At 73.7% G+C, this 25,542-nt stretch carries 28 protein-coding genes; 15 read left to right on the forward strand and 13 right to left on the reverse strand.

Annotation, left to right across the window (positions count from 1 at the left end; translation table 11 throughout):
- The first annotated feature begins 805 nt into the window (after nt 1-805).
- The 3 genes from rplM to glmM all read left to right on the forward strand — a co-directional run bounded on the left by rplM (nt 806) and on the right by glmM (nt 3,413).
- Nucleotides 806-1,249, forward strand: coding sequence for a 50S ribosomal protein L13 (rplM, locus tag CUT44_RS26435; RefSeq protein WP_100204488.1), 444 nt, complete (start codon nt 806-808; stop codon nt 1,247-1,249).
- Nucleotides 1,250-1,288: 39 nt separating this feature from the next.
- Complete coding sequence (rpsI, locus tag CUT44_RS26440) at nt 1,289-1,801, forward strand: 30S ribosomal protein S9 (RefSeq protein WP_100204489.1); 513 nt, start codon at nt 1,289-1,291, stop codon at nt 1,799-1,801.
- Nucleotides 1,802-2,054: 253 nt separating this feature from the next.
- The gene (glmM, locus tag CUT44_RS26445) at nt 2,055-3,413 is read left to right on the forward strand and encodes a phosphoglucosamine mutase (protein WP_100204490.1); all 1,359 of its coding nucleotides are present in this window, start codon (nt 2,055-2,057) and stop codon (nt 3,411-3,413) included.
- A gap of 127 nt (nt 3,414-3,540) precedes the next feature.
- On the opposite strand, the gene coaA is transcribed toward glmM, so the two are convergent.
- On the reverse strand, nt 3,541-4,566 hold the full coding sequence (gene coaA, locus CUT44_RS26450; protein ID WP_233221683.1) for a type I pantothenate kinase: 1,026 nt from the start codon (nt 4,564-4,566) through the stop codon (nt 3,541-3,543).
- 557 nt (nt 4,567-5,123) lie between these two features.
- Here coaA and glmS point away from each other — a divergent pair.
- The 7 genes from glmS (at nt 5,124) to CUT44_RS26485 (ending at nt 12,883) form a co-directional block, all read left to right on the forward strand.
- Nucleotides 5,124-6,971, forward strand: a complete 1,848-nt coding sequence (gene glmS / locus CUT44_RS26455; RefSeq protein ID WP_100204492.1) for a glutamine--fructose-6-phosphate transaminase (isomerizing) — start codon at nt 5,124-5,126, stop codon at nt 6,969-6,971.
- 61 nt (nt 6,972-7,032) lie between these two features.
- Nucleotides 7,033-7,401: a holo-ACP synthase gene (locus CUT44_RS26460; RefSeq protein ID WP_100204493.1), complete on the forward strand. Its 369-nt coding sequence runs from the start codon at nt 7,033-7,035 to the stop codon at nt 7,399-7,401.
- A gap of 208 nt (nt 7,402-7,609) precedes the next feature.
- Nucleotides 7,610-9,094 carry an NAD(P)H-hydrate dehydratase gene (locus CUT44_RS26465; protein WP_100204494.1) on the forward strand — a complete coding sequence of 495 codons (1,485 nt, stop codon included), beginning with the start codon at nt 7,610-7,612 and terminating at the stop codon, nt 9,092-9,094.
- A 483-nt stretch (nt 9,095-9,577) separates the two neighbouring features.
- On the forward strand, nt 9,578-10,762 hold the full coding sequence (alr, locus tag CUT44_RS26470; protein ID WP_100204495.1) for an alanine racemase: 1,185 nt from the start codon (nt 9,578-9,580) through the stop codon (nt 10,760-10,762).
- A gap of 7 nt (nt 10,763-10,769) precedes the next feature.
- Nucleotides 10,770-11,960, forward strand: coding sequence for an alpha/beta fold hydrolase (locus CUT44_RS26475; RefSeq protein ID WP_100204496.1), 1,191 nt, complete (start codon nt 10,770-10,772; stop codon nt 11,958-11,960).
- Nucleotides 11,899-12,501 (forward strand): tRNA (adenosine(37)-N6)-threonylcarbamoyltransferase complex ATPase subunit type 1 TsaE, encoded by a 603-nt coding sequence (gene tsaE / locus CUT44_RS26480; RefSeq protein ID WP_100204497.1) that lies wholly within the window; start codon nt 11,899-11,901, stop codon nt 12,499-12,501. The genes CUT44_RS26475 and tsaE overlap by 62 nt, the downstream gene beginning before the upstream one ends.
- 160 nt (nt 12,502-12,661) lie before the next feature.
- Nucleotides 12,662-12,883, forward strand: a complete 222-nt coding sequence (locus CUT44_RS26485) for a hypothetical protein (RefSeq protein ID WP_100204498.1) — start codon at nt 12,662-12,664, stop codon at nt 12,881-12,883.
- Between the two features lie 28 nt (nt 12,884-12,911).
- On the opposite strand, the gene CUT44_RS26490 is transcribed toward CUT44_RS26485, so the two are convergent.
- Both CUT44_RS26490 and CUT44_RS26495 read right to left on the reverse strand, forming a co-directional pair.
- Nucleotides 12,912-13,478 (reverse strand): DUF6328 family protein, encoded by a 567-nt coding sequence (locus CUT44_RS26490; RefSeq protein ID WP_408646801.1) that lies wholly within the window; start codon nt 13,476-13,478, stop codon nt 12,912-12,914.
- A gap of 186 nt (nt 13,479-13,664) precedes the next feature.
- Complete coding sequence (locus CUT44_RS26495) at nt 13,665-14,246, reverse strand: L,D-transpeptidase (protein WP_100204499.1); 582 nt, start codon at nt 14,244-14,246, stop codon at nt 13,665-13,667.
- A gap of 137 nt (nt 14,247-14,383) precedes the next feature.
- Here CUT44_RS26495 and tsaB point away from each other — a divergent pair, with 137 nt between their 5' ends.
- From tsaB to tsaD, 3 genes are read left to right on the forward strand one after another with little or no spacing between them, the layout of a single operon-like run.
- The gene (tsaB, locus tag CUT44_RS26500) at nt 14,384-15,067 is read left to right on the forward strand and encodes a tRNA (adenosine(37)-N6)-threonylcarbamoyltransferase complex dimerization subunit type 1 TsaB (RefSeq protein ID WP_100204500.1); all 684 of its coding nucleotides are present in this window, start codon (nt 14,384-14,386) and stop codon (nt 15,065-15,067) included.
- Nucleotides 15,068-15,105: 38 nt separating this feature from the next.
- On the forward strand, nt 15,106-15,657 hold the full coding sequence (gene rimI, locus CUT44_RS26505; RefSeq protein WP_100204600.1) for a ribosomal protein S18-alanine N-acetyltransferase: 552 nt from the start codon (nt 15,106-15,108) through the stop codon (nt 15,655-15,657).
- On the forward strand, nt 15,650-16,762 hold the full coding sequence (tsaD, locus tag CUT44_RS26510; protein ID WP_100204501.1) for a tRNA (adenosine(37)-N6)-threonylcarbamoyltransferase complex transferase subunit TsaD: 1,113 nt from the start codon (nt 15,650-15,652) through the stop codon (nt 16,760-16,762). The genes rimI and tsaD overlap by 8 nt, the downstream gene beginning before the upstream one ends.
- Nucleotides 16,763-16,789: 27 nt before the next feature.
- On the opposite strand, the gene CUT44_RS26515 is transcribed toward tsaD, so the two are convergent.
- On the reverse strand, nt 16,790-17,407 hold the full coding sequence (locus CUT44_RS26515) for an NADPH-dependent FMN reductase (RefSeq protein WP_100204502.1): 618 nt from the start codon (nt 17,405-17,407) through the stop codon (nt 16,790-16,792).
- A gap of 148 nt (nt 17,408-17,555) precedes the next feature.
- On the opposite strand from CUT44_RS26515, the gene CUT44_RS26520 reads away from it, so the two are divergent.
- Together CUT44_RS26520 and CUT44_RS26525 are read left to right on the forward strand one after the other, a co-directional pair.
- Complete coding sequence (locus CUT44_RS26520) at nt 17,556-18,404, forward strand: helix-turn-helix domain-containing protein (protein ID WP_100204503.1); 849 nt, start codon at nt 17,556-17,558, stop codon at nt 18,402-18,404.
- 22 nt (nt 18,405-18,426) lie between these two features.
- Entirely contained in the window at nt 18,427-18,687 is a 261-nt protein-coding gene (locus CUT44_RS26525; RefSeq protein ID WP_100204504.1) for a hypothetical protein, read from the forward strand.
- Between the two features lie 166 nt (nt 18,688-18,853).
- Here the strand turns inward: CUT44_RS26525 and CUT44_RS26530 are convergent, their stop codons facing one another.
- The 9 genes from CUT44_RS26530 to CUT44_RS26565 all read right to left on the reverse strand — a co-directional run bounded on the left by CUT44_RS26530 (nt 18,854) and on the right by CUT44_RS26565 (nt 25,503).
- Nucleotides 18,854-19,498, reverse strand: a complete 645-nt coding sequence (locus CUT44_RS26530; protein WP_100204505.1) for a DoxX family membrane protein — start codon at nt 19,496-19,498, stop codon at nt 18,854-18,856.
- A gap of 185 nt (nt 19,499-19,683) precedes the next feature.
- Nucleotides 19,684-20,304, reverse strand: coding sequence for a Uma2 family endonuclease (locus CUT44_RS26535; protein ID WP_100204506.1), 621 nt, complete (start codon nt 20,302-20,304; stop codon nt 19,684-19,686).
- A gap of 373 nt (nt 20,305-20,677) precedes the next feature.
- Nucleotides 20,678-21,349: a contact-dependent growth inhibition system immunity protein gene (locus CUT44_RS26540; protein WP_100204507.1), complete on the reverse strand. Its 672-nt coding sequence runs from the start codon at nt 21,347-21,349 to the stop codon at nt 20,678-20,680.
- Nucleotides 21,350-21,365: 16 nt separating this feature from the next.
- Complete coding sequence (locus tag CUT44_RS26545; protein ID WP_233221685.1) at nt 21,366-21,701, reverse strand: RNase A-like domain-containing protein; 336 nt, start codon at nt 21,699-21,701, stop codon at nt 21,366-21,368.
- The gene (locus CUT44_RS32875) at nt 21,682-22,161 is read right to left on the reverse strand and encodes a hypothetical protein (RefSeq protein ID WP_146252309.1); all 480 of its coding nucleotides are present in this window, start codon (nt 22,159-22,161) and stop codon (nt 21,682-21,684) included. Before CUT44_RS32875 ends, CUT44_RS26545 begins: the two co-directional genes overlap by 20 nt.
- A gap of 389 nt (nt 22,162-22,550) precedes the next feature.
- A complete protein-coding gene (locus CUT44_RS32880; RefSeq protein WP_146252310.1) occupies nt 22,551-22,997 on the reverse strand; it encodes a hypothetical protein in 447 nt (148 codons plus the stop codon).
- A gap of 97 nt (nt 22,998-23,094) precedes the next feature.
- The gene (locus CUT44_RS26555) at nt 23,095-23,619 is read right to left on the reverse strand and encodes a WXG100 family type VII secretion target (protein ID WP_100204510.1); all 525 of its coding nucleotides are present in this window, start codon (nt 23,617-23,619) and stop codon (nt 23,095-23,097) included.
- A gap of 66 nt (nt 23,620-23,685) precedes the next feature.
- Nucleotides 23,686-24,918 (reverse strand): class I SAM-dependent methyltransferase, encoded by a 1,233-nt coding sequence (locus tag CUT44_RS26560; RefSeq protein ID WP_100204511.1) that lies wholly within the window; start codon nt 24,916-24,918, stop codon nt 23,686-23,688.
- A 12-nt stretch (nt 24,919-24,930) separates the two neighbouring features.
- Nucleotides 24,931-25,503: a Uma2 family endonuclease gene (locus tag CUT44_RS26565; protein ID WP_100204512.1), complete on the reverse strand. Its 573-nt coding sequence runs from the start codon at nt 25,501-25,503 to the stop codon at nt 24,931-24,933.
- Between the last annotated feature and the right edge of the window lie 39 nt (nt 25,504-25,542).

A 25,542-nucleotide genomic window follows, 5' to 3' on the forward strand; every position in this document is an offset into this window, starting at 1 on the left:
GTGGGGTGCCGGTTGTTCGGCGGGGCCGTGGGGGTGGCCGGGGCGCTGCCCGCCCCCGGTGTGCAGGGGTGTACTCCCTGGTGGGACCGGGGTGGCCTGCGGGTGCGTCCGGAGCCGGGGCCGGTCCGTATCGGCTCCGGGCGGCCCTGTCGGGAGTGGGTTCGGTCCGGGGTGCGCGGCAGGCGGAGGAGGACATCCCGGGGACGGGTCCGGGGCTGCCTCTCCCGGGGGCGGGTTCGGCCCGGGGCTGTGGGGGGTGTGGTCGGAGGAGCACCCCGGGAGTGGGCCTGGTCTGGAGCGCAGGCACGGCGGTGGTGCACCCGGCGACGGCGGGGAGGGGACGGGGAGGGGCGGCCGTTCCGGACACTCAAGCGTTATTTGCGGCCAATGAGTGGGTGACAGAACGTGACACGATCACGGCCGTAAATAATGCCGTCCGGAATGGTCGCCCCGGACCGGCCCCGACCCCAGCACCCACCCAACCCGCACCCCACACGACAACCGCACCCCGTGCCGGGTGCGCTACTGTGTGGTGGACGGTGCGTACCGTGTGTGCGGGCCGCCCGGGGGACGTCCCGGGTGGTGGACCGGGGTGTTTTGACCCGTGTGGCGCAGGGCCGGTATCCTGCTGGTTCGTTGTGCGTATTGGCTTGCTCGTTCTCACGTGAGAGGCCGTTACGCCTGGTCCACCAGGACGATGACCAGCGACCCGCATCGGCTTGCGTCACCGACGCGTGGTCAGGGCTGTCGTGATCTCCGGTGACCTTGTCAGGAAACACTCACTGAAGAAGCGAAGGCTACGACCGTGCGTACGTACAGCCCCAAGCCCGGCGACATCCAGCGCCAGTGGCACGTCATCGACGCCACAGATGTCGTCCTGGGCCGTCTGGCCTCCCAGGCCGCCACCCTTCTGAGGGGCAAGCACAAGCCGGTGTACGCGCCGCACGTTGACGCTGGTGACTTCGTCATCATCATCAACGCCGACAAGGTGCACCTCTCCGGCAACAAGCGGACCCAGAAGCTGGCCTACCGACACTCCGGCTACCCGGGTGGTCTGCGGTCCGTCCGCTACGACGACCTGCTGAAGAACAACCCCGAGAAGGCCGTGGAGAAGGCCGTCCGGGGCATGCTCCCGAAGAACACCCTGGGCCGTCAGATGCTCTCGAAGCTGAAGGTCTACGCGGGCGAGAACCACCCGCACTCGGCTCAGCAGCCGGTCCCGTTCGAGATCACCCAGGTCGCGCAGTAGTCCGGCCACCACCAAGACTGAAGAGAGCTGAGGAGAACCGTGGCCGAGACCACCGCCGAGACCCCGATCGAAGAGGTCGAGCAGTACACCACCGAGACTCCCGAGACCCCCGAGGGTGCCGAGGAGTACTCCACCGAGTCCCTCGCGTCCCGTTTCGGTGAGCCGCAGCCGGGTGCCGGCACCGGGCGGCGCAAGAACGCCATCGCCCGCGTCCGCATCGTGCCGGGCACCGGTCAGTGGAAGATCAACGGCCGGACCCTGGAGGGGTACTTCCCCAACAAGGTGCACCAGCAGGAAGTCAACGAGCCCTTCAAGGTTCTGGAGCTGGACAACCGCTACGACGTCGTCGCCCGCATCAGCGGCGGCGGCATCTCCGGCCAGGCCGGCGCGCTGCGCCTGGGTGTGGCCCGTGCCCTGAACGAGGCGGACGTGGACAACAACCGCGGCCCGCTGAAGAAGGCCGGCTTCCTGACCCGTGACGCCCGCGCGGTCGAGCGCAAGAAGGCCGGTCTGAAGAAGGCCCGTAAGGGCACCCAGTACAGCAAGCGCTGATCCGCCGGGCTGTACCGGCCGGACCGCAGTGGCCCGGCTTTTCCGGCGGCCGCCGATGAGCGCCCCGGCAGCACCGTCACGGTGCCGCCGGGGCGCTCGTCTACGATGCGGCGCCGGTGGCGAGTGCCCCGGCCGGGCGCCCCGTGCGGCGTGCCCGGTGCGCGACCGTTCCTTTTCCGCGGGCAAGGGGCGTATATCTGGATGATCCGGGTCGACGGCAGGCCCGGTCTTGCGAGAACTCGGAGGAACCACGGTGGCACGACTCTTCGGTACGGACGGTGTGCGCGGGGTCGCCAATGCCGACCTGACCGCCGAACTGGCGCTCGGTCTGTCGGTCGCGGCGGCGCACGTGCTCGCCGAGGCGGGTACGTTCGAGGGCCACCGGCCGGTGGCGGTGGTCGGACGGGATCCGCGCGCGTCCGGGGAGTTCCTGGAGGCCGCCGTGGTGGCCGGGCTGGCCAGCGCGGGTGTGGACGTGCTGCGGGTGGGCGTGCTGCCGACCCCGGCCGTGGCGTACCTGACCGGCGCGCTCGGCGCCGACCTGGGCGTGATGCTCTCCGCCAGCCACAACCCCATGCCCGACAACGGCATCAAGTTCTTCGCCCGCGGCGGCCACAAACTGGCCGACGAGCTGGAGGACCGCATCGAGCGGGTCTACCGCGAGCACGCCTCCGGCGAGCCCTGGGACCGGCCGACGGGCGCCGGGGTCGGCCGGGTGAAGGACTACGACGAGGGCTTCGACAAGTACGTCGCGCACCTGATCGGGGTGCTGCCCAACCGGCTCGACGGGCTCAAGGTCGTCGTCGACGGCGCGCACGGCGCGGCGGCGCGGGTCTCCCCGGAGGCGTTCGCGCGGGCCGGTGCCGAGGTGATCCCCATCGCCACCGAGCCCGACGGCCTCAACATCAACGACGGTTGCGGCTCCACCCATCTGCAGGGGCTGCGCGCGGCCGTCGTGGAACACGGCGCCCAGCTGGGCGTGGCGCACGACGGCGACGCCGACCGCTGCCTGGCCGTGGACGCCGCCGGGAACGAGATCGACGGCGACCAGATCCTCAGCGTGCTGGCGCTGGGCATGCGGGAGGCCGGGACGCTGCGCGGGAACACCGTGGTGGCCACCGTGATGTCCAACCTCGGTTTCAAGCTCGCCATGGAGCGCGAGGGCGTCGGGCTGCTCCAGACGGCGGTCGGCGACCGCTATGTGCTGGAGGAGATGAAGCGCGGCGGCTACTCGCTGGGCGGTGAGCAGTCCGGGCACGTCATCGTCCTGGACCACGCCACCACCGGCGACGGCACCCTGACCGGTCTGCTGCTGGCCGCCCGGGTGGCGGCCACCGGCCGGCCCCTGGCGGAGCTGGCGGGCGTCATGAAGCGGCTGCCGCAGGTGCTGATCAACGTGCCGGACGTGGACCGGAGCCGGGTCGGCTCCTCGGCCCGGGTGGCCGCCGCCGTGGAGGAGGCCGAGCGGGAGCTGGGCGAGACCGGCCGGGTGCTGCTGCGGCCCTCCGGCACCGAGCCGCTGGTGCGGGTGATGGTCGAGGCCGCCGATCTGGACCAGGCCCGCACGGTGGCCGGACGGCTGGCCGACGAGGTGAAGTCGGCGCTGGGCTGAGGGGCGCGGCGCCGGGCACGGTCCGGGTACGGCGGTGGCCCCCGCGCGGGCGCGGCGCTTCGCGCGTGCCCGCGCGGCCCGGCCGTGTGCCCGGGGCGGCGGGCCGGGCCGGAGGCCGAGCCGGAGGTCAGAGCTTGCGCAGCGACAGGCGCTGGACCTTGTGGTCCGGGCCCTTGCGCAGCACCAGTCCGGCGCGGCCCCGGGTCGGGAGGATGTTCTGCTCCAGGTTGGGCCGGTTGGTCGTGCGCCAGATCCCCCGCGCGTACTCCAGCGCCTCCTCCTCGGACACCTGGGTGTAGCGGCGGAAGTACGAGGACGGGTCCTGGAAGGCGGTCTCCCGCAGTTTCCGGAAGCGCCCCAGGTACCAGCGCTCGATGTCCTCGGTGCGCGCGTCCACGTAGACGGAGAAGTCGAAGCAGTCGGCGACCGCGAGCCGGGTGCGGCCGTCCTTGCCGGGCAGGGCGGGCTGGAGGACGTTCAGGCCCTCCACGATCAGGATGTCCGGGCGCCGCACGGTCAGGCGCTCACCGGGCACGATGTCGTAGATCAGATGCGAGTAGACGGGCGCGGTGACCTCCTCGCGGCCCGCCTTGACGTCCGCGACGAAGCGGGTCAGCGCGCGGCGGTCGTAGGACTCGGGGAAGCCCTTGCGGGACATCAGTCCGCGGCGGCCCAGCTCCGCGTTCGGCAGCAGGAAGCCGTCCGTGGTCACCAGCTCCACGCGCGGGTGCTCGGGCCAGCGGGCGAGCAGTGCCCGCAGCAGCCGCGCCACCGTGGACTTGCCGACCGCCACACTGCCCGCGACCCCGATGACGAACGGCGTCCCGCGCTGGGCGCCGTGGCCGTCGCCCGCCGCGCCGAGGAAGGTGTTGAGCGCGCCGCGCAGTCCGTGGGCGGCGCCGACGTACAGGTTGAGCAGCCGGGACAGCGGCAGGTAGACGTCGCGCACCTCGTCCAGGTCGATGACGTCGCCCAGCCCGCGCAGCTCCTCCACCTCGGCGGCGGTCAGCGGCAGCGGGGTCCGCTCGCGCAGCGCGCTCCACTCGGCGCGGGAGAGGTCGACGAAGGGGCTCGCCTCGGCGGAGCGGACCCGGCGCTGCTGCGGTGCCCCGGAGGGGACGGCGGGGGAGGCGGAGGCGGCGGACGTGGGCACGGGGCCATTGTGGCCGGTCGGGGACGGCCGGCCCATCGGCCGCCCGGTGTGAGAGTCGGCACAGTGGGGGCGGCGGGGAGGGCGTGTTCCCGGGAGGAGCGCGGCGGTGCGGTGGTCCGGTGCCGCTCCGGCCGGATACGGTCACCCGCGCGTTCACCGTACGGGTGTGCCGGTCCCGGCCCTCGCCGCGGCCCGCCGGGCGCCGGGGTGTCCCCTTCCGTTCCCCTCGGGCCCGACCCGCGTGCCCCGGCCCGGAGGAGGCTCCCGCGCCGTTCCCGTTCCGGCGCTTCCGCCCAGCTCACCGCCGTTGTGCGGCCGACGGCGCGCGGGCGGCCCACACCGCCCGGGTGTGGGCCGGACTCGTCGGGGAACCGCCCGGGGAGGACCTGGACGGCGACGCGTGCGGGGCGCCGGAGTGGAGGGGGGACCTCCCGCGTCCGGGGGGCCGGTACGCGGCCGCGTACCGGGAGGCGGCCGAGATCGTCGCCCGGGCCGCGGCACGCATCGCACGAGCCCGCTGACACCACTGGTGCCCTCCGCCCCTTAGGCTGCTCCGCATGTGCGGAATCGTTGGTTATGTGGGAGGGCAGTCCGCCCTCGACGTTGTCATCGCGGGACTGAAGCGGTTGGAGTACCGCGGTTACGACTCGGCGGGTGTCGCGGTCCTCGCCGACGGTGGCCTGGCCGCCGCGAAGAAGGCCGGGAAACTGGCCAATCTCGGCAAGGTGCTGGACGAGCATCCGCTGCCGGCCGGCTCCACCGGAATCGGCCACACCCGGTGGGCCACGCACGGCGGGCCGACCGACGCCAACGCCCATCCGCACCTGGACAACTCCGGACGGGTCGCGGTCGTCCACAACGGCATCATCGAGAACTTCGCCGCGCTCCGTGCCGAGCTGGCCGAGCGCGGCCACGAGCTGACCTCCGAGACCGACACCGAGGTCGTGGCCCACCTCCTCGCCGAGAACTTCTCCTCCTGCGGGGATCTGGCCGAGTCGATGCGCCAGGTGTGCCGCCGTCTGGAGGGCGCCTTCACCCTCGTCGCGGTGCACGCCGACGAGCCGGACACCGTCGTCGGCGCACGGCGGAACTCGCCGCTGGTGGTCGGCGTCGGCGAGGGCGAGAACTTCCTCGCCTCCGACGTGGCCGCGTTCATCGCCCACACCCGTGAGGCCGTCGAGCTGGGCCAGGACCAGGTGGTGGAGCTGAGGCGGGACCGGGTCACCGTCACCGACTTCGACGGCGCCCCCGCCGAGACCCGGGCCTACCACGTGGACTGGGACGCCTCGGCCGCCGAGAAGGGCGGCTACGACTACTTCATGCTCAAGGAGATCGCCGAGCAGCCCAAGGCGGTCGCCGACACCCTGCTGGGCCGCATCGACGAGGCCGGCCGGCTGGCGCTGGACGAGGTCCACATCCCCGACCACGTGCTGCGCGAGGTCAACAAGGTCGTCATCGTGGCCTGCGGCACCGCGTACCACGCCGGAATGATCGCCAAGTACGCCATCGAGCACTGGACGCGCGTCCCCTGCGAGACCGAGCTGGCCAGCGAGTTCCGCTACCGGGACCCGATCCTGGACCAGCGGACCCTGGTCATCGCCATCAGCCAGTCCGGCGAGACGATGGACACCCTGATGGCCCTGCGCCACGCCCGCGAGCAGGGCGCCAAGGTGCTGGCCATCTGCAACACCAACGGCTCGACGATCCCGCGCGAGTCCGACGCGGTGCTCTACACCCACGCCGGGCCCGAGGTGGCGGTCGCCTCCACCAAGGCGTTCCTCACCCAGCTGGTGGCCTGCTACCTGGTGGCCCTCTACCTGGGGCAGGTGCGCGGCACCAAGTGGGGCGACGAGATCGGCTCGGTGATCCGCGAGCTGTCGCAGATCGCCACCGAGGTCGACAAGGTCCTCGGCACGATGGAGCCGGTACGGGAGCTGGCGAGGTCTCTGGCGGACAAGAACACCGTTCTCTTCCTCGGCCGCCACGTGGGCTTCCCGGTCGCGCTGGAGGGCGCGCTCAAGCTCAAGGAGCTGGCGTACATGCACGCCGAGGGCTTCGCCGCCGGAGAGCTCAAGCACGGTCCGATCGCGCTGATCGAGGACGACCTGCCGGTGGTCGTGGTCGTCCCGTCGCCGCGCGGCCGGTCGGTGCTGCACGACAAGATCGTCTCCAACATCCAGGAGATCCGGGCCCGGGGCGCGCGGACCATCGTCATCGCCGAGGAGGGCGACGACACGGTCGTGCCGTACGCCGACCACCTGGTGCGCATCCCCGCCACCCCGACCCTGCTCCAGCCGCTGGTGGCCACCGTGCCGCTGCAGGTCTTCGCCTGCGAACTGGCCACCGCCCGCGGCAACGAGGTGGACCAGCCGCGCAACCTGGCCAAGTCGGTGACGGTGGAGTGACGTCCCCGCTGCCGGGAACGGTGGTGCCGACGGGGACGGCGGTGGCGGCGGGAGACCGCCGGTGATCGTCGGGGTGGGGATCGACGTGGCCGGGATCGACCGGTTCGCCGCCGCGCTGGCGCGGACCCCGCGGCTGGCCGACCGCCTGTTCGTCCCCGCCGAGCTGCTGCTGCCCGGCGGGGAGCGGCGCGGGCCGGCCTCCCTGGCGGCGCGGTTCGCCGCCAAGGAGGCCCTGGCCAAGGCGCTGGGCGCGCCGCCCGGCCTGCTGTGGACGGACGCCGAGGTGGTGGTGGACGGCGGCGGCCGGCCGTTTCTGCGGGTGACCGGCACGGTCGCCGCCCGTGCGGCCGAGCTGGGGGTGCGCAACTGGCACCTCTCGCTCAGCCATGACGCGGGGGTGGCCTCGGCGGTGGTGATCGCCGAGGGGTGAGGGCTCCTCCCGGCGGGTCGCAGTGCCGGACGGCCGGGCCCGGTCGGTGCCGGGCCGCCGGGCCGTCCGCGGGCGCCTTCGCGGACCGGCCGTCCGCCGGCGCCGGGCCTCCGCACCTGCCGGAGACCGCTCCCGGCGCTCCTGCGGCGGCCGGAGGGCATCCCGGTTCGCCGGGATGTCCGGGCGGAGGGCGGTCAGACTGTGGGATATGAGAGATGCCTACAGCGTGCGGACCGTACGAACCGCCGAGCGGGAGCTGATGGCCCGGCTGCCCCCGGGCACGCTGATGCGGCGTGCCGCCGCCGGACTGGCCGCCGCCTGCGCCGGGCTGCTGGGCCGGACGTACGGCACCCGGATCGTCCTGCTGGTGGGCAGCGGCGACAACGGCGGGGACGCCCTCTTCGCCGGGGCGCACCTGGCCCGGCGCGGCGCCGGGGTGCGGGCCGTGCTGCTCAGCCCGGAGAAGGCGCACGGGGCCGGGCTGGCCGCGCTGCGGGCGGCGGGCGGCCGGGCCGTGGCGGCACCGACCGCGCACACCGTGGTGGCGGGCGTGCCCGCCGATCTGCCCGCCCTGCTGCGGCGGGCGGACCTCGTGGTGGACGGCATCGTCGGCATCGGCGGCCGGGGCGGGCTGCGGCCCGACGCGGTGGAGGTCCTCGGCGCCGTCCGGGAGGCCGGGGTGCCGGTCGTCGCCGTGGACCTGCCCAGCGGGGTGGACGCCGACACCGGCGAGGTGCACGGGGTGGCGGTGCGGGCGGCGGCCACGGTCACCTTCGGCGCGTACAAGCCGGGACTGCTGGTCGACCCGGCGCGCGAGTACGCCGGGGCGGTGCGGCTGGTGGACATCGGGCTGGGCCCGTATCTGGAGGGGGCCGAACCGGTGGTGCGCGCCCCGCGGCACGCGGACGTGGCCGCGCTGCTGCCCCGCCCGGCGGCCGAGAGCGACAAGTACCGGCGCGGGGTGGTCGGCATCGCCGCGGGCTCCGGGCGCTACCCGGGCGCGGCCGTGCTCGCCGTGGCGGGTGCGCTGCGGGGCGGGGCGGGCGCGGTGCGCTACGCCGGGTCCGCGGCCGGCGCGGTGGTCGCCCGTTTCCCCGAGACGCTGGTGACCGAGGGCCCGCCGGGTGATGCGGGCCGGGTGCAGGCGTGGGTCGCCGGGCCGGGGCTGGGCGACGGGCCGGACGCCCGGCGGGCGGTGCGCGAGGTGCTGGCCTCGGACGTACCGGTGCTGCTGGACGCCGACGCGCTGGGCCTGGCGGACGCCGGGCAGGTCCGGGAGCGTACCGCGCCGACCCTGCTGACCCCGCACGCCGGGGAGGCGGCGCGGCTGCTGGGCCGGGCGCGCGAGGAGGTGGAGGCGGCGCGGCTGGCCTCGGTGCGGGAGCTGGCGCGGCGGTACGGCGCGACGGTGCTGCTCAAGGGCTCCACCACGCTGGTCGCCCCGGCCCAGGGCCCGGAGGGGGAGCCGGTGCTGGCCAACCCCACCGGCACCGGCTGGCTGGCGACGGCCGGCAGCGGCGACGTCCTCTCCGGCCTGACCGGCTCGCTGCTCGCCGCCGGACTGACCGCGCCGGACGCGGCGGCGGCGGGCGCCTACCTCCACGGTCTGGCGGGTCGCCGGGCGGCCCCGCTGGTCAGCGCGCTGGATGTGGCGGACGCACTGCGCCCGGTGTGGCGGGATCTGGCACCGTGAGGCCGGGAGCCCCCGTGCCGCGTTGCCGGAGCACCCGGGCGCCCCCGGTACGAGGACGGTCCGCCGCCCGGGCCGGGGCCCGTGACGGCCGGGCCGTGCGCAGCCCCGGCACGCTCTCCCGGACGGAGGGCCCGGTGCCGGCCTTCGGACGGACCCGGGTCCCCGCCCGCAGGCGCGGCGGCGGCCGGGCGCCCGGGCCGGCGCGGGTCTCCGGCCCGGTGGCCGGAGCCGTGCGGGACGGCCGCTCCTCGTGAGCCGCCGAGGGCGTCCTGGGCCGCGCCCGGCCGCTCACGGGGCCGGCGCGCCCCGGGCGCCGCGAGTCTCCCGGCAGGCGGTCCCGGCCTCGGCACCGGCCCGGAGCGGCGGCCGGGACGTACCGCGGCGGGACAGTGACGGGGCGGTGCCCGGCCGGTGCCGAAGGGGCAGCGGCGGGGGAAACCGCAGGGGTGCGGCAGGGCGGGGACCTGAGAGACTGGGGGCACGATGAACGTCGCACATGAGCCATCCGCCCCGCACCCGCCGGCCGCCGGCCGGACGTCCCACCGGGTCCGTGCGGAGATCGATCTCGCCGCGCTGCGCGGCAACGTGCGCGCGCTGCGGGAGCGCGCGGCCGGGGCAGAGCTGATGGCCGTGGTCAAGGCCGACGCCTACGGCCACGGCATGGTCCCCTGCGCCCGCGCCGCCCGGCAGGCCGGGGCGGCCTGGCTGGGGACGGCCACCCCCGAGGAGGCGCTGGCGCTGCGCGCCGCGGGCGACCGGGGCCGGCTGCTGTGCTGGCTGTGGACGCCCGGCGGGCCCTGGCGGGCGGCGATCGAGGCGGACGTCGACGTGGCGGCCGGCGCGCCGTGGGCGCTGACGGAGATCACGGCCGCCGCCCGCGCCTGCGGCCGCACCGCGCGCGTCCACCTGAAGGCCGACACCGGACTGGGCCGGGGCGGCTGCCAGCCCGCCGAGTGGCCCGCCCTGGTGGCGGCCGCCCGCGCCGCCGAGGCCGAGGGCACCGTGCGGGTCGTCGGGGTGTGGTCGCACCTGGCCTGCGCCGACGAGCCCGGCCACCCCTCCGTCGCCGCGCAGCTCGCCGCCTTCCACGAGGCGCTGGCCGTCGCCGGGCGCGCCGGGCTGGAACCGGAGGTGCGGCACCTCGCCAACTCGCCGGCCACGCTCACCCTCCCCGAGGCCCGCTTCGACCTGGTGCGCCCCGGGCTGTCGGTCTACGGGCTCTCGCCCGCGCCGGAGATCGGCGCGCCCGAGGACTTCGGGCTGCGGCCGGTGATGACGCTGCGGGCCGCCCTGGCCTCGGTCAAGCGGGTCCCGGCCGGACACGGGGTGGGCTACGGCCACCGCTACACCACTCCCGGCGAGACCACCCTGGCCCTGGTCCCGGCCGGTTACGCCGACGGCGTCCCCCGGCACGCCTCCGGCACCGGTCCGGTGCTGGTGGCCGGGAAGTGGCGGACGGTCGCCGGGACGGTGGCGATGGACCAGTTCGTGGTGGACCTGGGCGGCGACGCGGCCGAGGCCGGGGACGAGGCGGTCCTCTTCGGTCCCGGTGCCGCGGGCGAGCCGACCGCCGAGGACTGGGCGCGCGCGGTGGGTACCATCCCGTACGAGATCGTCACCCGGATCGGTGCCCGGGTGCCGCGCATACACCTGAACGCGGACATGTGACCGGAGCATGACGGAAACGGGCGGAAGAGGATGGGCGCGCCGCGCCGGGCTGGCCGGCGCGGTGCTGGGCGCCGCCGCCGCCGCGGTGGCCGCGGGCGTGGCCGTCGAGCGGCTGACCGTGCACCGCACGGTGCGCCACCGGGCCCGGCTGGCCCTGGACGCCGCCGGCCCGTACGGCTCGCTGCGCGGCACCCCCGGCCGGGCCGCGGCCGACGACGGCACCGAGCTGCACTACGAGACCGACGAGCCGGACGGCGGCGCCGAGCCGGGCGCGCCGACGGTCGTCTTCAGCCACGGCTACTGTCTGGCCCAGGACGTCTGGCACTTCCAGCGCGCCGCCCTGCGCGGCCTGGAACCCACCGCCCCGCGCGACGACCTCGGCGTCCCCGCCCTGCGCGCCGTCTACTGGGACCAGCGCGGCCACGGCCGCTCCGGGCGCGGCCGGGCCGGGGAGACGGTGACCATCGACCGGCTCGGCCACGACCTGAAGGCGGTGCTCGACGCGGCCGTCCCCACCGGGCCGGTCGTCCTCGTCGGACACTCCATGGGCGGCATGACGGTGATGGCGCTGGCCGCCCTGTACCCCGAGTACGTCGCCGAGCGCGTCGCCGCGGTGGTCCTGCTGGGCACCTCGGCGGGCGGGCTCACCGAGGTGACCTACGGGCTGCCGGCCGCCGGGGCCAGGGCGCTGAAACGGCTGGCGCCGGGCGTGCTGCGGACCCTGGCGACCCGGGCCGACCTGGTCGAGCGCGGCCGGAAGGCCACCGCCGACCTCTTCACGGGCCTGGTCAAGCGGTACTCCTTCGGCACCCGCGACATCGACCCCGGGGTGGCGCGCTTCGCCGAGCGGCTGATCGAGTCGGTGCCGGTCGACGTGGTCGCGGACTTCTATCCGGCCTTCGCCGAGCACGACAAGACCGCCGCGCTGGCCGCCTTCGGCGCCGAACGCCCCGCGCTGATCCTCACCGGCGACCGGGACCTGCTCACCCCGCGCGAGCACAGCGAGGTGATGGCCGAGGCGCTGCCGCACGCCGAGCTGGTCGTCGTGGAGGGCGCCGGGCACCTGGTGATGCTGGAGCGGCCCGAGCTGGTCAACGACCGGCTCGCCGGGCTGCTGACGCGTACCATCCACAGCCATGAGCACACCGCACCGACCGACCGCGGGGACCGGAACCGGGGCCGCTCCGAAGGCTCCTGAGAGCCCCGCCGTACGGATTCCCGTCGGCACCCCCGACCGCATGCGCGAGGTGGGCCGGACGCTGGCCCGGCTGCTGCGCCCCGGCGACCTCGTGCTGCTCACCGGGGCGCTGGGTGCGGGCAAGACCACTCTCGCCCGGGGCCTGGGCGAGGGCCTGGGGGTGCGCGGCGCGGTCACCTCGCCGACCTTCGTGATCGCCCGGGTGCATCCGCCGCTCGGCGACGGCCCCCCGCTGGTGCATGTGGACGCCTACCGGCTCGGCGGCGGCCTGGAGGAGATGGAGGACCTGGACCTGGACGTGTCGCTGCCGGAGTCGGTGGTGGTCGTGGAGTGGGGCGAGGGCAGGGTCGAGGAGCTCTCGGAGGACCGGCTGCACGTGGTCATCGAGCGCGCCGCGGGAACGGCGGGGACCGCGGGCGAGGACGGCGCGGACCGGCCGGAGGACCACGACGTGCGCACCGTGACGGTGACCGGCGTCGGCGGGCGCTGGGCCGGTGCCGACCTGTCGGCCCTCACCGGTGCGGCCCGGCGCGGCGGCTGATCCCGGGACCGGTCCGGGGCTGGTCCGCCACTGGTCCGCCACTGTCCCGACACGGTGTCGGCAAGATGTTGCGCGGTGTCCCGCGGGCGTGGTGACATGGAGGTCAGGACGTGGCCGGGCATGCCCGGCCACGCTCGTCCGGGAGCCCAGGGAGGGACTGATGGAGGCCCACGAGCGGAAGCCCGAGCCCACCACGGTGCCGATGAGCAGGCTGCTGGACGCGTGCGCGGCGGCCGACGCGGTCTCGACGCCTCCCGGCACGCCCGGCACGGCTCCCGCGGAGTCCGCGGGTGAGCCCGGGGCGCCCGAGGCATCCGGGGTTCCCCCCGGATCCGGGCGGGGCCCGGCGGAGGACGGCGGCCGGGGGGCCGAGGCGGCCTGACGCCGCCCGGGCCCGTCCCGGCCCGGTCCTACTCGCCCATGGCCTGGTGGTCCGGCCTGACGCTGCGGGCCCAGAAGGGCAGCATGAACCAGCAGGCCACGAACCACAGGAACAGCGCCCCGGTGATCCACCACGCCATCCCGTTGTCCAGCACCACGCGCAGGATCAGCAGCAGGGCGCAGGTCACCGTGAACAGCAGCAGGATCAGCCCGGTGATGGTCAGCCGGGCGGCCCACTCGACCGTCTGGGGCTTCCTCCGGTGTCCGGTGACGAAGCGGTGCAGGGCGACGGGGGCGATCAGCGTCCCGGTGGCCGCCGAGCCGAACACCACCGTGACGACGTAGATGTTGCGGTCTATCGGGCCCAGGTCGGTGAAGCGCTCGGTGAAGGCCACGCTCAGCAGGAAGCCGAGGAGGATCTGGATGCCCATCTGGGCCACCCGGACCTCCTGGAGGAGCTCCGTCCACCGCCGGTCGGCACGCTCCTTCTCGGTCTCCCTGCGCTCCTCCTCCACCCGGTCCGCCGGCTTCCGCTCCCCGTCGTCGGTGACCCGGCCGACGGCTTTTCCGGCGGACCTGTCCGATTCCAGTGCCACTGGTCCCCCCTGTGCCCCGCGCTCGCCGCGCACTCCACTGCTGATGTGGAGCGTTTGTTCGCAAAGGGGCAGGCGTAAACGCGGCGAAGGAGGACACCGGCGCGCGGCCCTCCCCGGCGTGGAGGCGGCACCGGGGACGGCGGCTCGGAGGTGAAGGCTCAGGGGTGAAGGTTCAGGGGCGAAGGCTCAGGGCACGACGACGACCTTCGTGCCGACCGTGGCGAACTTCCACATCGCCTCGCCGTCCTCGGGCCGCTCCCGGACACCGCCCGTGCCCTCCTTGGGCGCCCCCGTCGGCAGTGAGCCGTCCACCGCCGCGCTGAAACCCACCACGGTCCCGTCCACCTGGGCGAACAGCACCACATGGGCCACCGGCACCCCGTCGGAGCCGGTGACGCGCTCGGTGCGGGAGGTCACGGTGTACTCCCCGGGCTCCGGGTCCACCGCGCCGGGGACGACCGGGTAGGTGCGGGTGACCTGCTCGTTGGCGCCCACCAGCCAGACCCGCCGGCTGCCCAGCGAGTACACGACGCGCTCGCCGGTGCCCGAGCCGGGCGGCAGCGCGGTCCGCTCCGCGCCGTCCTTCTTGTCCGTCTTGCCGGCCTTGCCGGTGCCGGGGGAGGGGGAGGCCGAGGCGGCGGGAGTGCGGTCGGCGCCGGTGTCCCGCCGGTCCTGGGCGGCGGACGCCTGGTAGGCCAGGAAGCCGACGACGGCGAGTGCTGCCGCGGTCAGCCCGGCCACGACCACCCCCGCGCTGCTGCGTGCCACCGTCTTCCCGCCTTCCCGCGCACCGGCACTCCGCGGACCCGCGCGCCGGTGTGTTCGTATGCCTTGTCGGTTCTCGCCGTTCGACGGTAGCAGCCGCCGGGGAACCGGCGATCACGAACGCGCCGTACGCTTGGGGCGTGCTCCTGCTCGCTCTGGATACCGCCACACCCGCCGTCACCGCAGCCCTGCACGACGGCGGGAGGGTTCTCGCCGCCGCGGACGAGGTGGACGCCCGCCGCCACGGCGAACTGCTGCTCCCGGCCGTCGACCGCGTCCTCGCCGAGGCGGGCGCCGAGCTCGGCGACGTGACCGGCATCGTCGTCGGCACCGGGCCCGGCCCGTACACCGGGCTGCGGGTCGGACTGATGACCGCGGTCACCGTCGGAGCCGCCCGGGACATCCCCGTCCACGGTCTGTGCACCCTGGACGGCATCGCGTACGCCGCCGCCGGTGCCGGACTGGACGGCCCCTTCGTCGTCGCCACCGACGCCCGCCGCAAGGAGGTGTACTGGGCGCGCTACGCCGACGCCCGCACCCGGCTGGGCGAGCCGGCCGTGGACCGCCCGGCCGACATCGCCGAACTCGTCGCGGACGTCCCCGCCGCGGGCGCGGGGGCCAGGCTGTACGCGGACGTCTTCACCGGGTTCCGTCCCGGCCCGCCCGAGCACGCCTCGGCCGCCGCGCTGGCGGCACTGGCGGCCGAGAAGCTGGCGGCGGCCGGTGACGACGGCGACGCGGGCTTCCTGCCGCCGCTGCCGCTGTATCTGCGGCGCCCGGACGCCAGGGTGCCCGCGAACTACAAGGTGGTCCTCCCCCGGTGACCGGAGCCGTGCCGCCCGCACAGCCCGTGCTGCGCGAGATGCGCTGGTGGGACATCGAACCGGTGCTGGAGCTGGAGCGGGAGCTGTTCCCGCGGGACGCCTGGACGCCGGCTCTGTTCTGGTCCGAGCTCGCCCGGGCCCGCGGCCCGTACGCCACCCGCCGCTACCTCGTCGCCGAGCTGCCCGGCGCCGACGGCGCCGGCGGCGGAGGCCGGCTGGTGGGCTACGGCGGGCTCGCCGCCGCCGGCGGCACCGGCGACATCCAGACCATCGCCACCGCCCGCGACCGGTGGGGCACCGGACTCGGCGGCCGGCTGCTCACCGCGCTGCTCGGCGCCGCCACCGAGTTCGAGTGCGAGGAGGTGCTGCTGGAGGTCCGGGTGGACAACCCCCGGGCCCGGCGGCTGTACGAGCGCTTCGGCTTCGAGACGGTCGGCCTGCGCCGCGGCTACTACCAGCCGGGCAACGTGGACGCCCTGGTGATGCGCCGCCACATGGACCCCGCGCCCCCGGACCACGGCTTGGACCACGGCCCGGACCCCGCGACAGAACCCCAAGGATCACCTCAAGGAACGGTGCCCCATGGCTGACGAACCCCTGGTCCTCGGCATCGAGACCTCCTGCGACGAGACCGGCGTGGGCATCGTGCGCGGACACACCCTGCTCGCCGACGCGGTGGCCTCCAGCGTGGACGAGCACGCCCGGTACGGCGGTGTGGTGCCCGAGGTCGCCAGCCGCGCCCATCTGGAGGCGATGGTTCCCACCATCGAGCGCGCCCTGAAGGAGGCCGGGGTCGCCGCGAGCGACCTCGACGGCATCGCCGTCACCGCCGGTCCCGGCCTGGCCGGGGCGCTGCTGGTGGGCGTCTCGGCGGCCAAGGCGTACGCCTACGCGCTGGGCAAGCCGCTGTACGGCGTCAACCACCTCGCCTCCCACATCTGCGTCGACCAGCTCGAACACGGCGCCCTGCCCGAGCCGACCATGGCCCTGCTGGTCTCGGGCGGCCACTCCTCGCTGCTGCTGTCCTCCGACATCACCTCCGACGTCCGCCCGCTGGGCGCCACCATCGACGACGCGGCGGGCGAGGCGTTCGACAAGATCGCCCGGGTGCTGAACCTCGGCTTCCCCGGCGGTCCCGTCATCGACCGGTACGCCCGCGAGGGCGACGCGGAGGCCGTCGCCTTCCCGCGGGGCCTGACCGGCCCGCGCGACGCGCCGTACGACTTCTCCTTCTCCGGTCTGAAGACCGCCGTCGCCCGCTGGATCGAGGCCAGGCGGAACGCGGGCGAGGAGGTGCCGGTCGCCGATGTCGCCGCCTCCTTCCAGGAGGCGGTCGTCGACGTGCTGACCCGCAAGGCCGTGCGCGCCTGCCGCGACGAGGGCGTGGACCACCTGATGATCGGCGGCGGCGTCGCCGCCAACTCCCGGCTGCGCGCCCTGGCCGGGGAGCGGTGCGCGGCGGCCGGGATCACCCTGCGGGTGCCGCGCCCCAAACTGTGCACCGACAACGGGGCGATGGTCGCGGCGCTGGGCGCCGAGATGGTCGCCCGGAACCGGGCCCCCTCCGACTGGGACCTGTCGGCCGACTCCTCCCTGCCGGTCACCGAACCGCACGTCCCGGGCACCTCCCACGACCCCGCGCACGGCACCCACGACCATGTGCACGAGACGAGCGCGGGGAACCTCCACGGCTGACCGCCGGGCCGGTGCGGCCCGGCCCGGTCACCGTGTCGCGGGGAGCGGCCGGGCCAGCCTGGCCTCGCGCAGCACCGAGCCCCACCATTCCAACTGGTCGAGCAGCTGCTTCGCGTCGCCCTCCGCCCTTTCGGGCTCCAGCAGCTGCCCGTCGGCGTCGAACAGCTCGAAGTACCGGGGGAAGCTGACGCTGTCGCGCACGGTGTGGGCGTTCAGCTCGCCGAAGACCTGCTTGAGCTGCTCGATCGCCAGCAGACCGCCGCTGGCCCCGCTGTAGCCGACGAAACCGACCGCCTTGCCCTGCCACTCGGCGTAGTACCAGTCGACGGCGGCCTTCAGGGAGGCGGGGAAGCTGCGGTTGTAGTCCGGCGTGACCACCACGTAGGCGTCGGCCGCCGTCAGCCGCCGGGTGAGGCCCGCCAGCTCGGCGGGACGCGGCAGGTCGGGGGTGAACGCCGGCGGCACCGGCGGCAGTACCGGCGGCAGCGGGACGTCCGCCAGGTCGATCACGTCCACCGTGAACCGGCCGTAGCGCTCGGCCTGTCCGGCGAACCACCTCGCCACCACGGGCCCGAAGCGTCCCTGGCGGACGCTGCCGACAATCACCGCGAGGTTCAGGTACTTCCCGCTGTCCGTACTGGTCATGTGCCAACTCCTGTTCACCGGGCTTCGGATGGCCGCGCACCGGCCACACACCCAACCTGCCGTCCGGGCCGCGGGCGGGGGAGACCGCACCGAGACCGGTAGTGGCAGGGCCACGATCCGGGAGCCGCGCGCTGCTACGTTCGACAGGGTGAGCGACAACGAGCTGGGACTGTTCCTGCGCACCCGCCGCGAGGCCGTCGCACCCGTGGAGGTGGGACTGCCCGCCGGCCCCCGCCGCCGTACTCCCGGTCTGCGCCGGTCCGAACTCGCCATGCTCGCCGGAGTCAGTGTCGAGTACGTCACCCGGCTGGAGCAGGGCCGTGACCGCCACCCGTCCGCCGGGGTGCTCTCCGCCCTGGCCGGTGCGCTGCGGCTGACCGTGGGCGAACGCGTTCACCTCCACCGCCTCGGCAAGGGCCTCGGCGACGGCGTCACCTGCACGGCGGGCGCGGGACCGGCCCGCGCCGTCCGTCCCACCGTGCGGGCCCTGCTCGACAGGCTGGAGCCCACCCCTGCCGTACTGCTCAACCGGCTGTGCGAGATCGTCGCCCGCACCGAGGGCTACGCGCGGCTGGCCGGACCGCTCGGCATGCTGGACGGCGACCCGCCCAGCCTCGCCCGCTACGTCTTCACCGACGAGCGGGCCCGTACCACCCACCCCGACTGGGACACGGTCGCCGACGAACTGGTCGCCGCCCTCAAACAGGGCCCGTTCCGCTCCGACCCGCACATCGCGGCCCTCGCCGACGAGCTGACCGTCACCGCCGGGGAGGCGTTCACCCGGCGTGTGAAGACCGTGCCCGGCCTCCCCCGGGCCAGCGGGGTGGCGCGGCTGGTCCACCCCGAGGTGGGCGAGCTGCGCCTGGCGCAGGAGACCCTGGAACTGCCCGCCGACGACGACCAGCGCCTGATCGTCCACCTCCCCGCCGACGAGGCCACCGCCGCCGTCCTCGACCGCCTCACCGGCCGCCGCCCGGGCGCGCTGCGCGCGGTGTAGGGGCGGGCGGCACAATCTCCCCATGACCATCGCTCTGATGTGGGAGGCCCGGGCCGCAGACGGCCGCGGCGCGCGGCTGCTGGAATGGGTCCGCGCCCAGGTGCTCGACCCCGTGCCGCTCCGCCGGGAGACCTTCACCGCCCCGGGCGACCGGGTCCTGGTCATCACCTGGTGGGACGCTCCCCACGACGCCGACAGCCCGCCCGAACTTCCCGAACCACCGGGCGAGTTGCTGCACCGGCCGGTCCACCGCTGGCGCTTCGAGAGCGCGGAGGTCTCCTGAGCGGTCTCCTGAGCCGTTCCGCCCCTTCCCGGGGGAGCCCCCGACACGGACGAGGACCTGTCCGGCCCGGACAGGTCCTCGGTGAGAGGGAGGGCGGAGGGGGCGGGACGGGCCCGCCCCCGGTGTTCTTCCGAGCCTTCCGGGCCGGTCTCCCGGCCGGTCCGGCTCAGCGGAGCCAGCCGTGGCGCTTGACCAGCGGCAGTGCCTCCCAGGTGCGGCCCAGGCCCCAGGTGCGGCCGGCGCCGTAGGCGGCCAGGGCGATCAGGGCGGCGGCGTAGATGATGTGGTAGTCCACGACCGGGTTGGTGGACATGCTGGGGGAGCCGTCGGACAGGTGCTGGGCCAGGGGCCATTCCGCGGCCCACATCAGGACCATCATCGCGGTGCCGGCCAGTGCGGCGAGCCGCAGGGCGATGCCGGCGGTGAGGGCGGCGCCGACGCCGAGGAGGCCGAGCATGAACAGCCAGTCGGCCCAGGCGGCTCCGGCGATGGAGTGGAAGGTGGACTCCAGTGGTCCGACGGAGACGCCGCTGAGGAAGCCCCTGGTGGGGGAGCCGCCCTCGATCCAGGCCTTCTCGCCCGCGGTGGCGTAGCCGAGGCCGAAGGTCTTGTCGAGGAACGCCCACAGGAAGACGAACCCGGTGAGCAGCCGGGTGACGGCCCCGATCCGCGCGGCGACGGTACCGGTGGCGGTCGTGGCGTCGGTGGCGGCCTGCTGGTCGGCCGCGGCGCCGGTCTCCGGAGAGGCCTTGGCGGCGGGCCGGAACGACAGACGGAATCCGGGGCGGTGGGTGGGGTGGTGAACGGCCATGACAGCGGTCCTTTCGGGAGGCTCCGGACCGGTCGTCCGTCGCATGACCACCATCCCGCCGGGGACGGTCCCACCGCAGGGGCCGAAAGCCCGTCAGGAGGGGGCCCAACAGTCCCGGCCTTCGGTCCTGTCGGGCCCGGCGGGCCCGGCGGGGGCTCCCGGGGCCCGTGTGCGCCGCGTCGCGTCTACCCCTCCAGCAGTGGTGCGGTGTCCAGTTCGGGGTAGGGGGCGGGCAGGGGGAGGCGGCGGCCGAGGTCGACTTCGACCCGGGTGGCGTAGTGGGCCCCGGCCGGGTCCTTGCCCGGCAGCGGGTCGGAGAAGGCGTACGCCTTCTTGTCCTGGCGGTGGATCAGTGCGTAGACGGGTACTCCGGCGGCGGCGCAGGAGCGGTATTTCGGTCCGGTGTCGGTCTCGTGGTTGGTGGAGGTGATCTCCCCGGCCAGGGCGAGCAGTTCGATGGAGTACCAGCCCCGGTGCGCCCTGCGGTACGCCTCGTCGAGCTCGGTGGGCCTGCGCCGCCGCACATAGAAGTCCGGGACGATGAGGGAGCGTGTCCCCTCCGGCCCCGCCACGCGGTAACCGCTTCCCAGCCCGGCCAGCGGAAACCCGGCCGAGCGCAACTGGAAGTAGAACTCGGCAGCGGCATCGTTGTGGTGATCGTCGGGCTGTGGCGGCACGATCATCGTCCCCTCGACGTACTCGGCCCGAATCGGCGCATCCGCCGCCTTTTCGAACGCGATCAGCAGATCGATGGGGTCCTGGTTCTGCGGCATGTTCATCGGCCCGGTGATGGGATCGGCGGTCATCGCTGTCCTCCCCTGTCGCTGATGTCAGGCTACGCCGCGCCGGGTGCCCCGGTGGCGATCGTGGCGGGACGCGGCCGGTGTGTGGGCGGGTTCGCGCGACCGTCACTCGTTCGAGCGGTTTACCCGGTCAGGCGGGCCGGGCGACGGTGGTGATCTCGGGTTCGTCCCGGTCAGCGTGCCGCGGCCCGCGGGATCCTCGCTCGGGCGGCCGGAAAGCCCGTACCGGCGGACCAGGGCCACCGCTGCCGTCACCGGCCTCGGCGAACCGGACGGTCCTCTGCCGCCTTCTCATGGTCGCCGCTCCCTTGGGAACCGCGGGGCGAAATGGTGGCAACCCGGCTGACCTGGCCGGTGGCTCACCGGGGCAGGTGGCCTATGGCGGGGAAGGCGGACCGTATCGGGGGCGGAGGCCGGTGAGCCGGGCGCCGAGCCGGGCGAGCCAGGCGCCGGGGGAGCAGGGAGTGGGGGGCTCGACCTCCATGCCCAGTTCCGCCACGGCGACCGCGTAGTCGGACTCCTCCAGCGGCAGGGCCAGCAGCTCGTACACCTCCCCGGCGAGCCGGGCGGCGAGGGCCGGACCGGTGGTGTCCAGGTAGTCCTGGACCGCCGCCTCGTGGTCGCCGAACTCGTCCGGCATGTCCTGGGAGAACCAGCCGCCCAGGAACTGCCCCAGCTCGGGAAAACGGGCATGCCACTCCCAGTGGGTCCGGGGTGGGCCGGGCGGGGGGACGTCGCCCTCGGCCACGCTCCTCCTGAGGTGGTCGGCGACGGTCAGCAGCCAGTCCCGGACGCGGCTCTCCTCCAGCCCGAGGTCCGGCAGCGGGTAGAACTCGCCCAGCCGCAGGCGCAGCCGGCCCGGCGGGTTGTCGGCGTAGTCGCGCAGTTGCCGCTCGGCGACGGCCACGGCCCAGGGGCGGGTGTGGCGGAGGTAGGCGTCGAGGGCGTCGCTGCGCTGCTCGGGGGTGTCGGCGGCGGGCCGGCCGAGGTAGGCGCGGACGACCTGGTCCATCTCGCCGTACCGCTGGTCGTGCTGGAGCGGCTTCATGGGACGGGGCCTGCCTTCAGAGGTGGATCGGGAAGGTGGCGTGGACGGCGAAGCCGTTGGGGCGGCCGGGGTCGCGCCGCAGCACCACCCGGGCGGCGCGTACGTCGACGGGTTCGCGTCCGGCGAGCATCATCGCCTGGAGCAGCACCCGCCCGGCGGGCTCCTCGCGGGACGGCCACTCCGCCTCGATGGTCAGCCGCTGCCGGGTGCCCTGGGTGAGCCAGCGGTGGATGACCTGCTCGTTGCGGTTGACGACCTGCTGGGTGCACCACTGTGCGGTCGCACGGTCGGGGTAGGTGGCGGATCGGGTCAGGGAGGGCATGGTGAAGACCTCAATGCTGTTCTGAGGCATGGCGGTTCACCAGTTGCAGGATCTGGCGGAGGATGGACACGGAAGCCCAGGGGACGACGGGTCGCAGACTGCTCTCCAGCTCGGTCGGGTCGGGGAACAGGAGCAGCGCTTCCTGGACCTCGGCCGCAAGGAGAGGCAGTTCCTGTCGGCACCCTCCCGGATGCTCGCTCTCCATGCCGGCACGCAGTCCCTCCTCGAGGGTTTCGTACTCGTCGGACTCCACCCACCAACTGAACCCCTTGATTCTGGGGAACTTCACCTCGACTTCCCACGAGGACATGGGAAGCTCGCTGAAGTCCGGAATTCCTTGCATGTCCAGTTTTCGGATCAGACTGGAGATCTGCCGCAGGAACTCCGGACCAGGCAGGCCTCCTCCTGATTCCTCCAGCTTCTCAAGAAAACCTGCCGGAAATTTCGAAGGGGATTGTGATGCGACTTCGTTCGAGACGAGGTCGAGCAAGGCGGAAACCGTAGCCAGAGGCGATGCCCAGTCGGCGGTGCTGGAGCTCCTGATCATCCTGCAGAAGCGAGTGATATCTTCTTCGAAAGGAGGGCTTCCCGGAGTTCGTGAAGACGACGAGATCTCCAGAATTCTTGAGATCGGTCCATTGTTGAAGACGGCGCCTGTGTACGTTGTCATTTTTCTCACGGAGTGGTGGGCATCGATGTCAGGACGACGAACGGCGGATCCATTCCTCTGGTGAGACCTGTCCTACCAGGGGCTTTACGTCTGCCCGCCACCGGGGCAGGACTACCCGAATCGTCCGGATACCGGAATCTCATCCGACTTCGCGTAGATCATTTCGCTGAGAAAGCCTCAGTGGTGCATGCTTCCTCAGGCGGCGCAAGCTAATCCGCATTGAAGCCCCAAAATGCGCCGACTTCATAATCGGATACCGCGACCAGTCCTGCGTCCATGATGTATTCGGTGAAGGTTGCGCCGCTGGGTGCTTTTTTGAAGAAGTCCGGAGAGTGTTCCTGGCGTGCCGCCCCTGCGTTCGTGTAATAAGAGCAGTCCGGCTGGAATCTGGAAAGGATGACCTTGGCTTTCGCCAGTAGCTCTTCTCTTTTGGTAGTGAAATCAGAGATGTTGGAAACCCGGAACCACTGGTCTGTGATGGCAACGAGGAGCTGGGCGGCGGAATTTCCGCACACCTCATTGAGGTGCGTTGCCATGGCGGCTTCGTCCAGCTCTCGGAAAGGGAAGCCCCTGGGGGTTTCCGGGCGCTCTTTCTTCAGGTGCTCATCCCATTCTACGGCAGCCCATCCGCGCGGGTCGCTGACCTCACGAGCCATTATCGGCAGGAGGTCGCTGATCCACTCTCTGTGCCTCCGGGGTCCTACCCGTGCGAATGAGTAGTTCTCCTCGTACATGGAGATGGCCGCTTCCCATTCAGTGCTTGTGGGTTCTCTCAACTGCCCTCCTCGGCGGGCGGCTTATCGTTGGTCGGCATGGCCGTGAGGACGATGAAGGGGGATCCAGGCTCCTGCACAAGTCTTTTATGGGACTCCTGGACGCGGCCGGACCCGGGTTCGGTCCGGGGAGCCGGGGGACGCCCGCGAAGTCCGATATCGAACTCGTGACGGTCGTCGGCTCGGCGGGCCGCTCCCAGGAGTCGAGGATCCGGCGGAAACTCCGCAGTGCGTCCAGTTCCTGAGCGGTGAATCCGTCCCGGCTCTTCTCCACGCCCCGCTCGATGAGGGCGAGGGCCTTCTGGATGCGCCAGGCGTCGTCGTTGACACCGCGCTGGAGGTCCTTGTAGGCGGCGGCCGAACTGCGCCACTTGCCGTCGACGCCGTCCACCAGCGCGTTGAGCTCCTTGATCTTCTTCGCCAGGTAGTCGCCCATGTCGCGCGGATCGGACGCGAGGTCTCTCAGCTTCTCCTCGCTGACGTCGAGAGCGCGGCCGTCGTCCACGGTTCCCCTCCCGGTGTTCCCCTGGTGCGCGGTCGGGGGTGAGTCTGTCCGGTGCGGCGCGCGGTGTCAGCGGACCGGCCGGCCCAGGAGTGTCGTCGGGGCGCCCGCGACGCGGGTGAGGAAGACCGTGGCCGCGTTCGGGCCGGACGGTTTCAGCTTCCGGCGCAGTTCCTCCGGTTCGACGGCCGAGCCGCGCTTCTTCACCGTCAGTGTGCCCACCCCGCGCTCCCGCAGCAGCGCCTTCAGCCGTTTGAGGTTGAAGGGCAGTGTGTCCGTGATCTCGTACGCGGTGGCGTACGGCACCGGGCGCAGCTCGTCGGAGGTGACATAGGCGATCGTCGGGTCGATCAGGCGCCCGCCGACCGCCGCGGCCACCTCGGCGACCAGATGGGCGCGGACGACGGCGCCGTCCGGCTCGTACAGATAGCGGCCGACCGGCCCGGCGGGAGGATCGGGCAGTCCGGCGGCGGCCAGGGTGCGGGGGCCGGGCAGCAGGGTGGCGCGCGTCGCGCGCTCCGCCGTCGGCAGCCCGAACCACAGCACGGCCTCCTTCACCTCCCCGCCGTCGGAGATCCACTCCGCCGCCGCGTCCTCGGGCACCGCCTCGTGGGGGATGCCGGGCGCCACCTTCAGGGCGGCGTACGGGGCGCGGCGGGCGGCGGCCACGGTCCAGGACAGCGGGGGCGAGTACGCCTCGGGGTCGAAGATCCGGCCGCGCCCGCCGCGCCGGGCCGGGTCGGCGAAGACGGCGTCGAAGCCGCCGGTGTCCACCTCCGCCACATCGGCGCACCGCACCTCGATCCGGTCGGCCAGGCCCAGCGCCCCGGCGTTGGCGTGGGCGACCTCGCAGGTCAGCGGGGAGCGGTCGACGGCCAGGACGTGGATGCCCGCGCGGGCCAGGGCGATGGCGTCCCCGCCGATGCCGCAGCACAGATCGGCGACGGACCGCACTCCGAGCGCGGCGAAACGCCCGGCGCGGTACGCGGCCACGTTTGCTCGGGTGGCCTGCTCCACACCGTCGGGGGTGAAGTACATCCGGGCGGCATCCCCGTCGTCTCCGTCGTCCCCGGGCCCGAACTTCGCCGCCGCCCGCTGCCGCAGCCGCGCCTGGGCAATGGCCGCCGAGACCAGTTCGGCCGGGTGGTCCCGGCGCAGCCGGGTGGCGACGGCCAGTTCCTGCCCGGGGTCGTACTCCCGCAGTTCGGCCAGGAGGCGCTGCCCCTCATCGGTCAGCAGACGGTGGAAGACGGCCACGGGATCGGCCGGGGGGTCGGTGGGGTCGTCGGAGGGCGCGTGCACCGGCCCATCATCTCAGCGCCGGTACAGCGTGGTGAGGTCGATCTCCATGGGGAAGGGCACCGGAACGGCAAGCCTGCCGCGGTGGATGCCGGTGGCCACGTACGCGCCGGTGGTGTCGTCCAGTTCGTAGACGTGGACGACCGGCTCGTCGTTCTCCTCCTCCACCCGCCAGAAGTGCCGGATCCCGGCCTTGGCGTACTTCACCGGCTTGGCCTCCCTGTCGCGTACCGCTGACTCGTCCGAGACGATCTCGACGGCGAGCACGACCTCCTCGGGGAGGTAGGAGGTGCGCTTCTTCCGGGGAGGAGCGTCGACGATCAGGATGTCCGGCTCGGGACGCTGGCGTTCACCCAGCCGGATCGACATCTCAGCAGGAACTCGCAGGTGGTGAGGGGCCGCGAGCTCTATGGCGTTGGCCAGCCGCCGCATCACCATGCTGTGGAACTCGGTCTGCGGCGACATCATCACGAGGGCTCCGTCGATCAGTTCGAAGCGCGGGGCGTCCGGCGGCAACCGGTCCAGGTCGTCGGCGGTCCAGCCGCCGGGCGGCGGGTAGAACCAGTCGGGCAGCGGCTCTGCGGTCATCGGCGGCACTCCTCACGGGCGGACACCTCGACGCGGTAC

Source organism: Streptomyces carminius, from assembly GCF_002794255.1.
In the GTDB taxonomy this organism is placed as follows: domain Bacteria; phylum Actinomycetota; class Actinomycetes; order Streptomycetales; family Streptomycetaceae; genus Streptomyces; species Streptomyces carminius.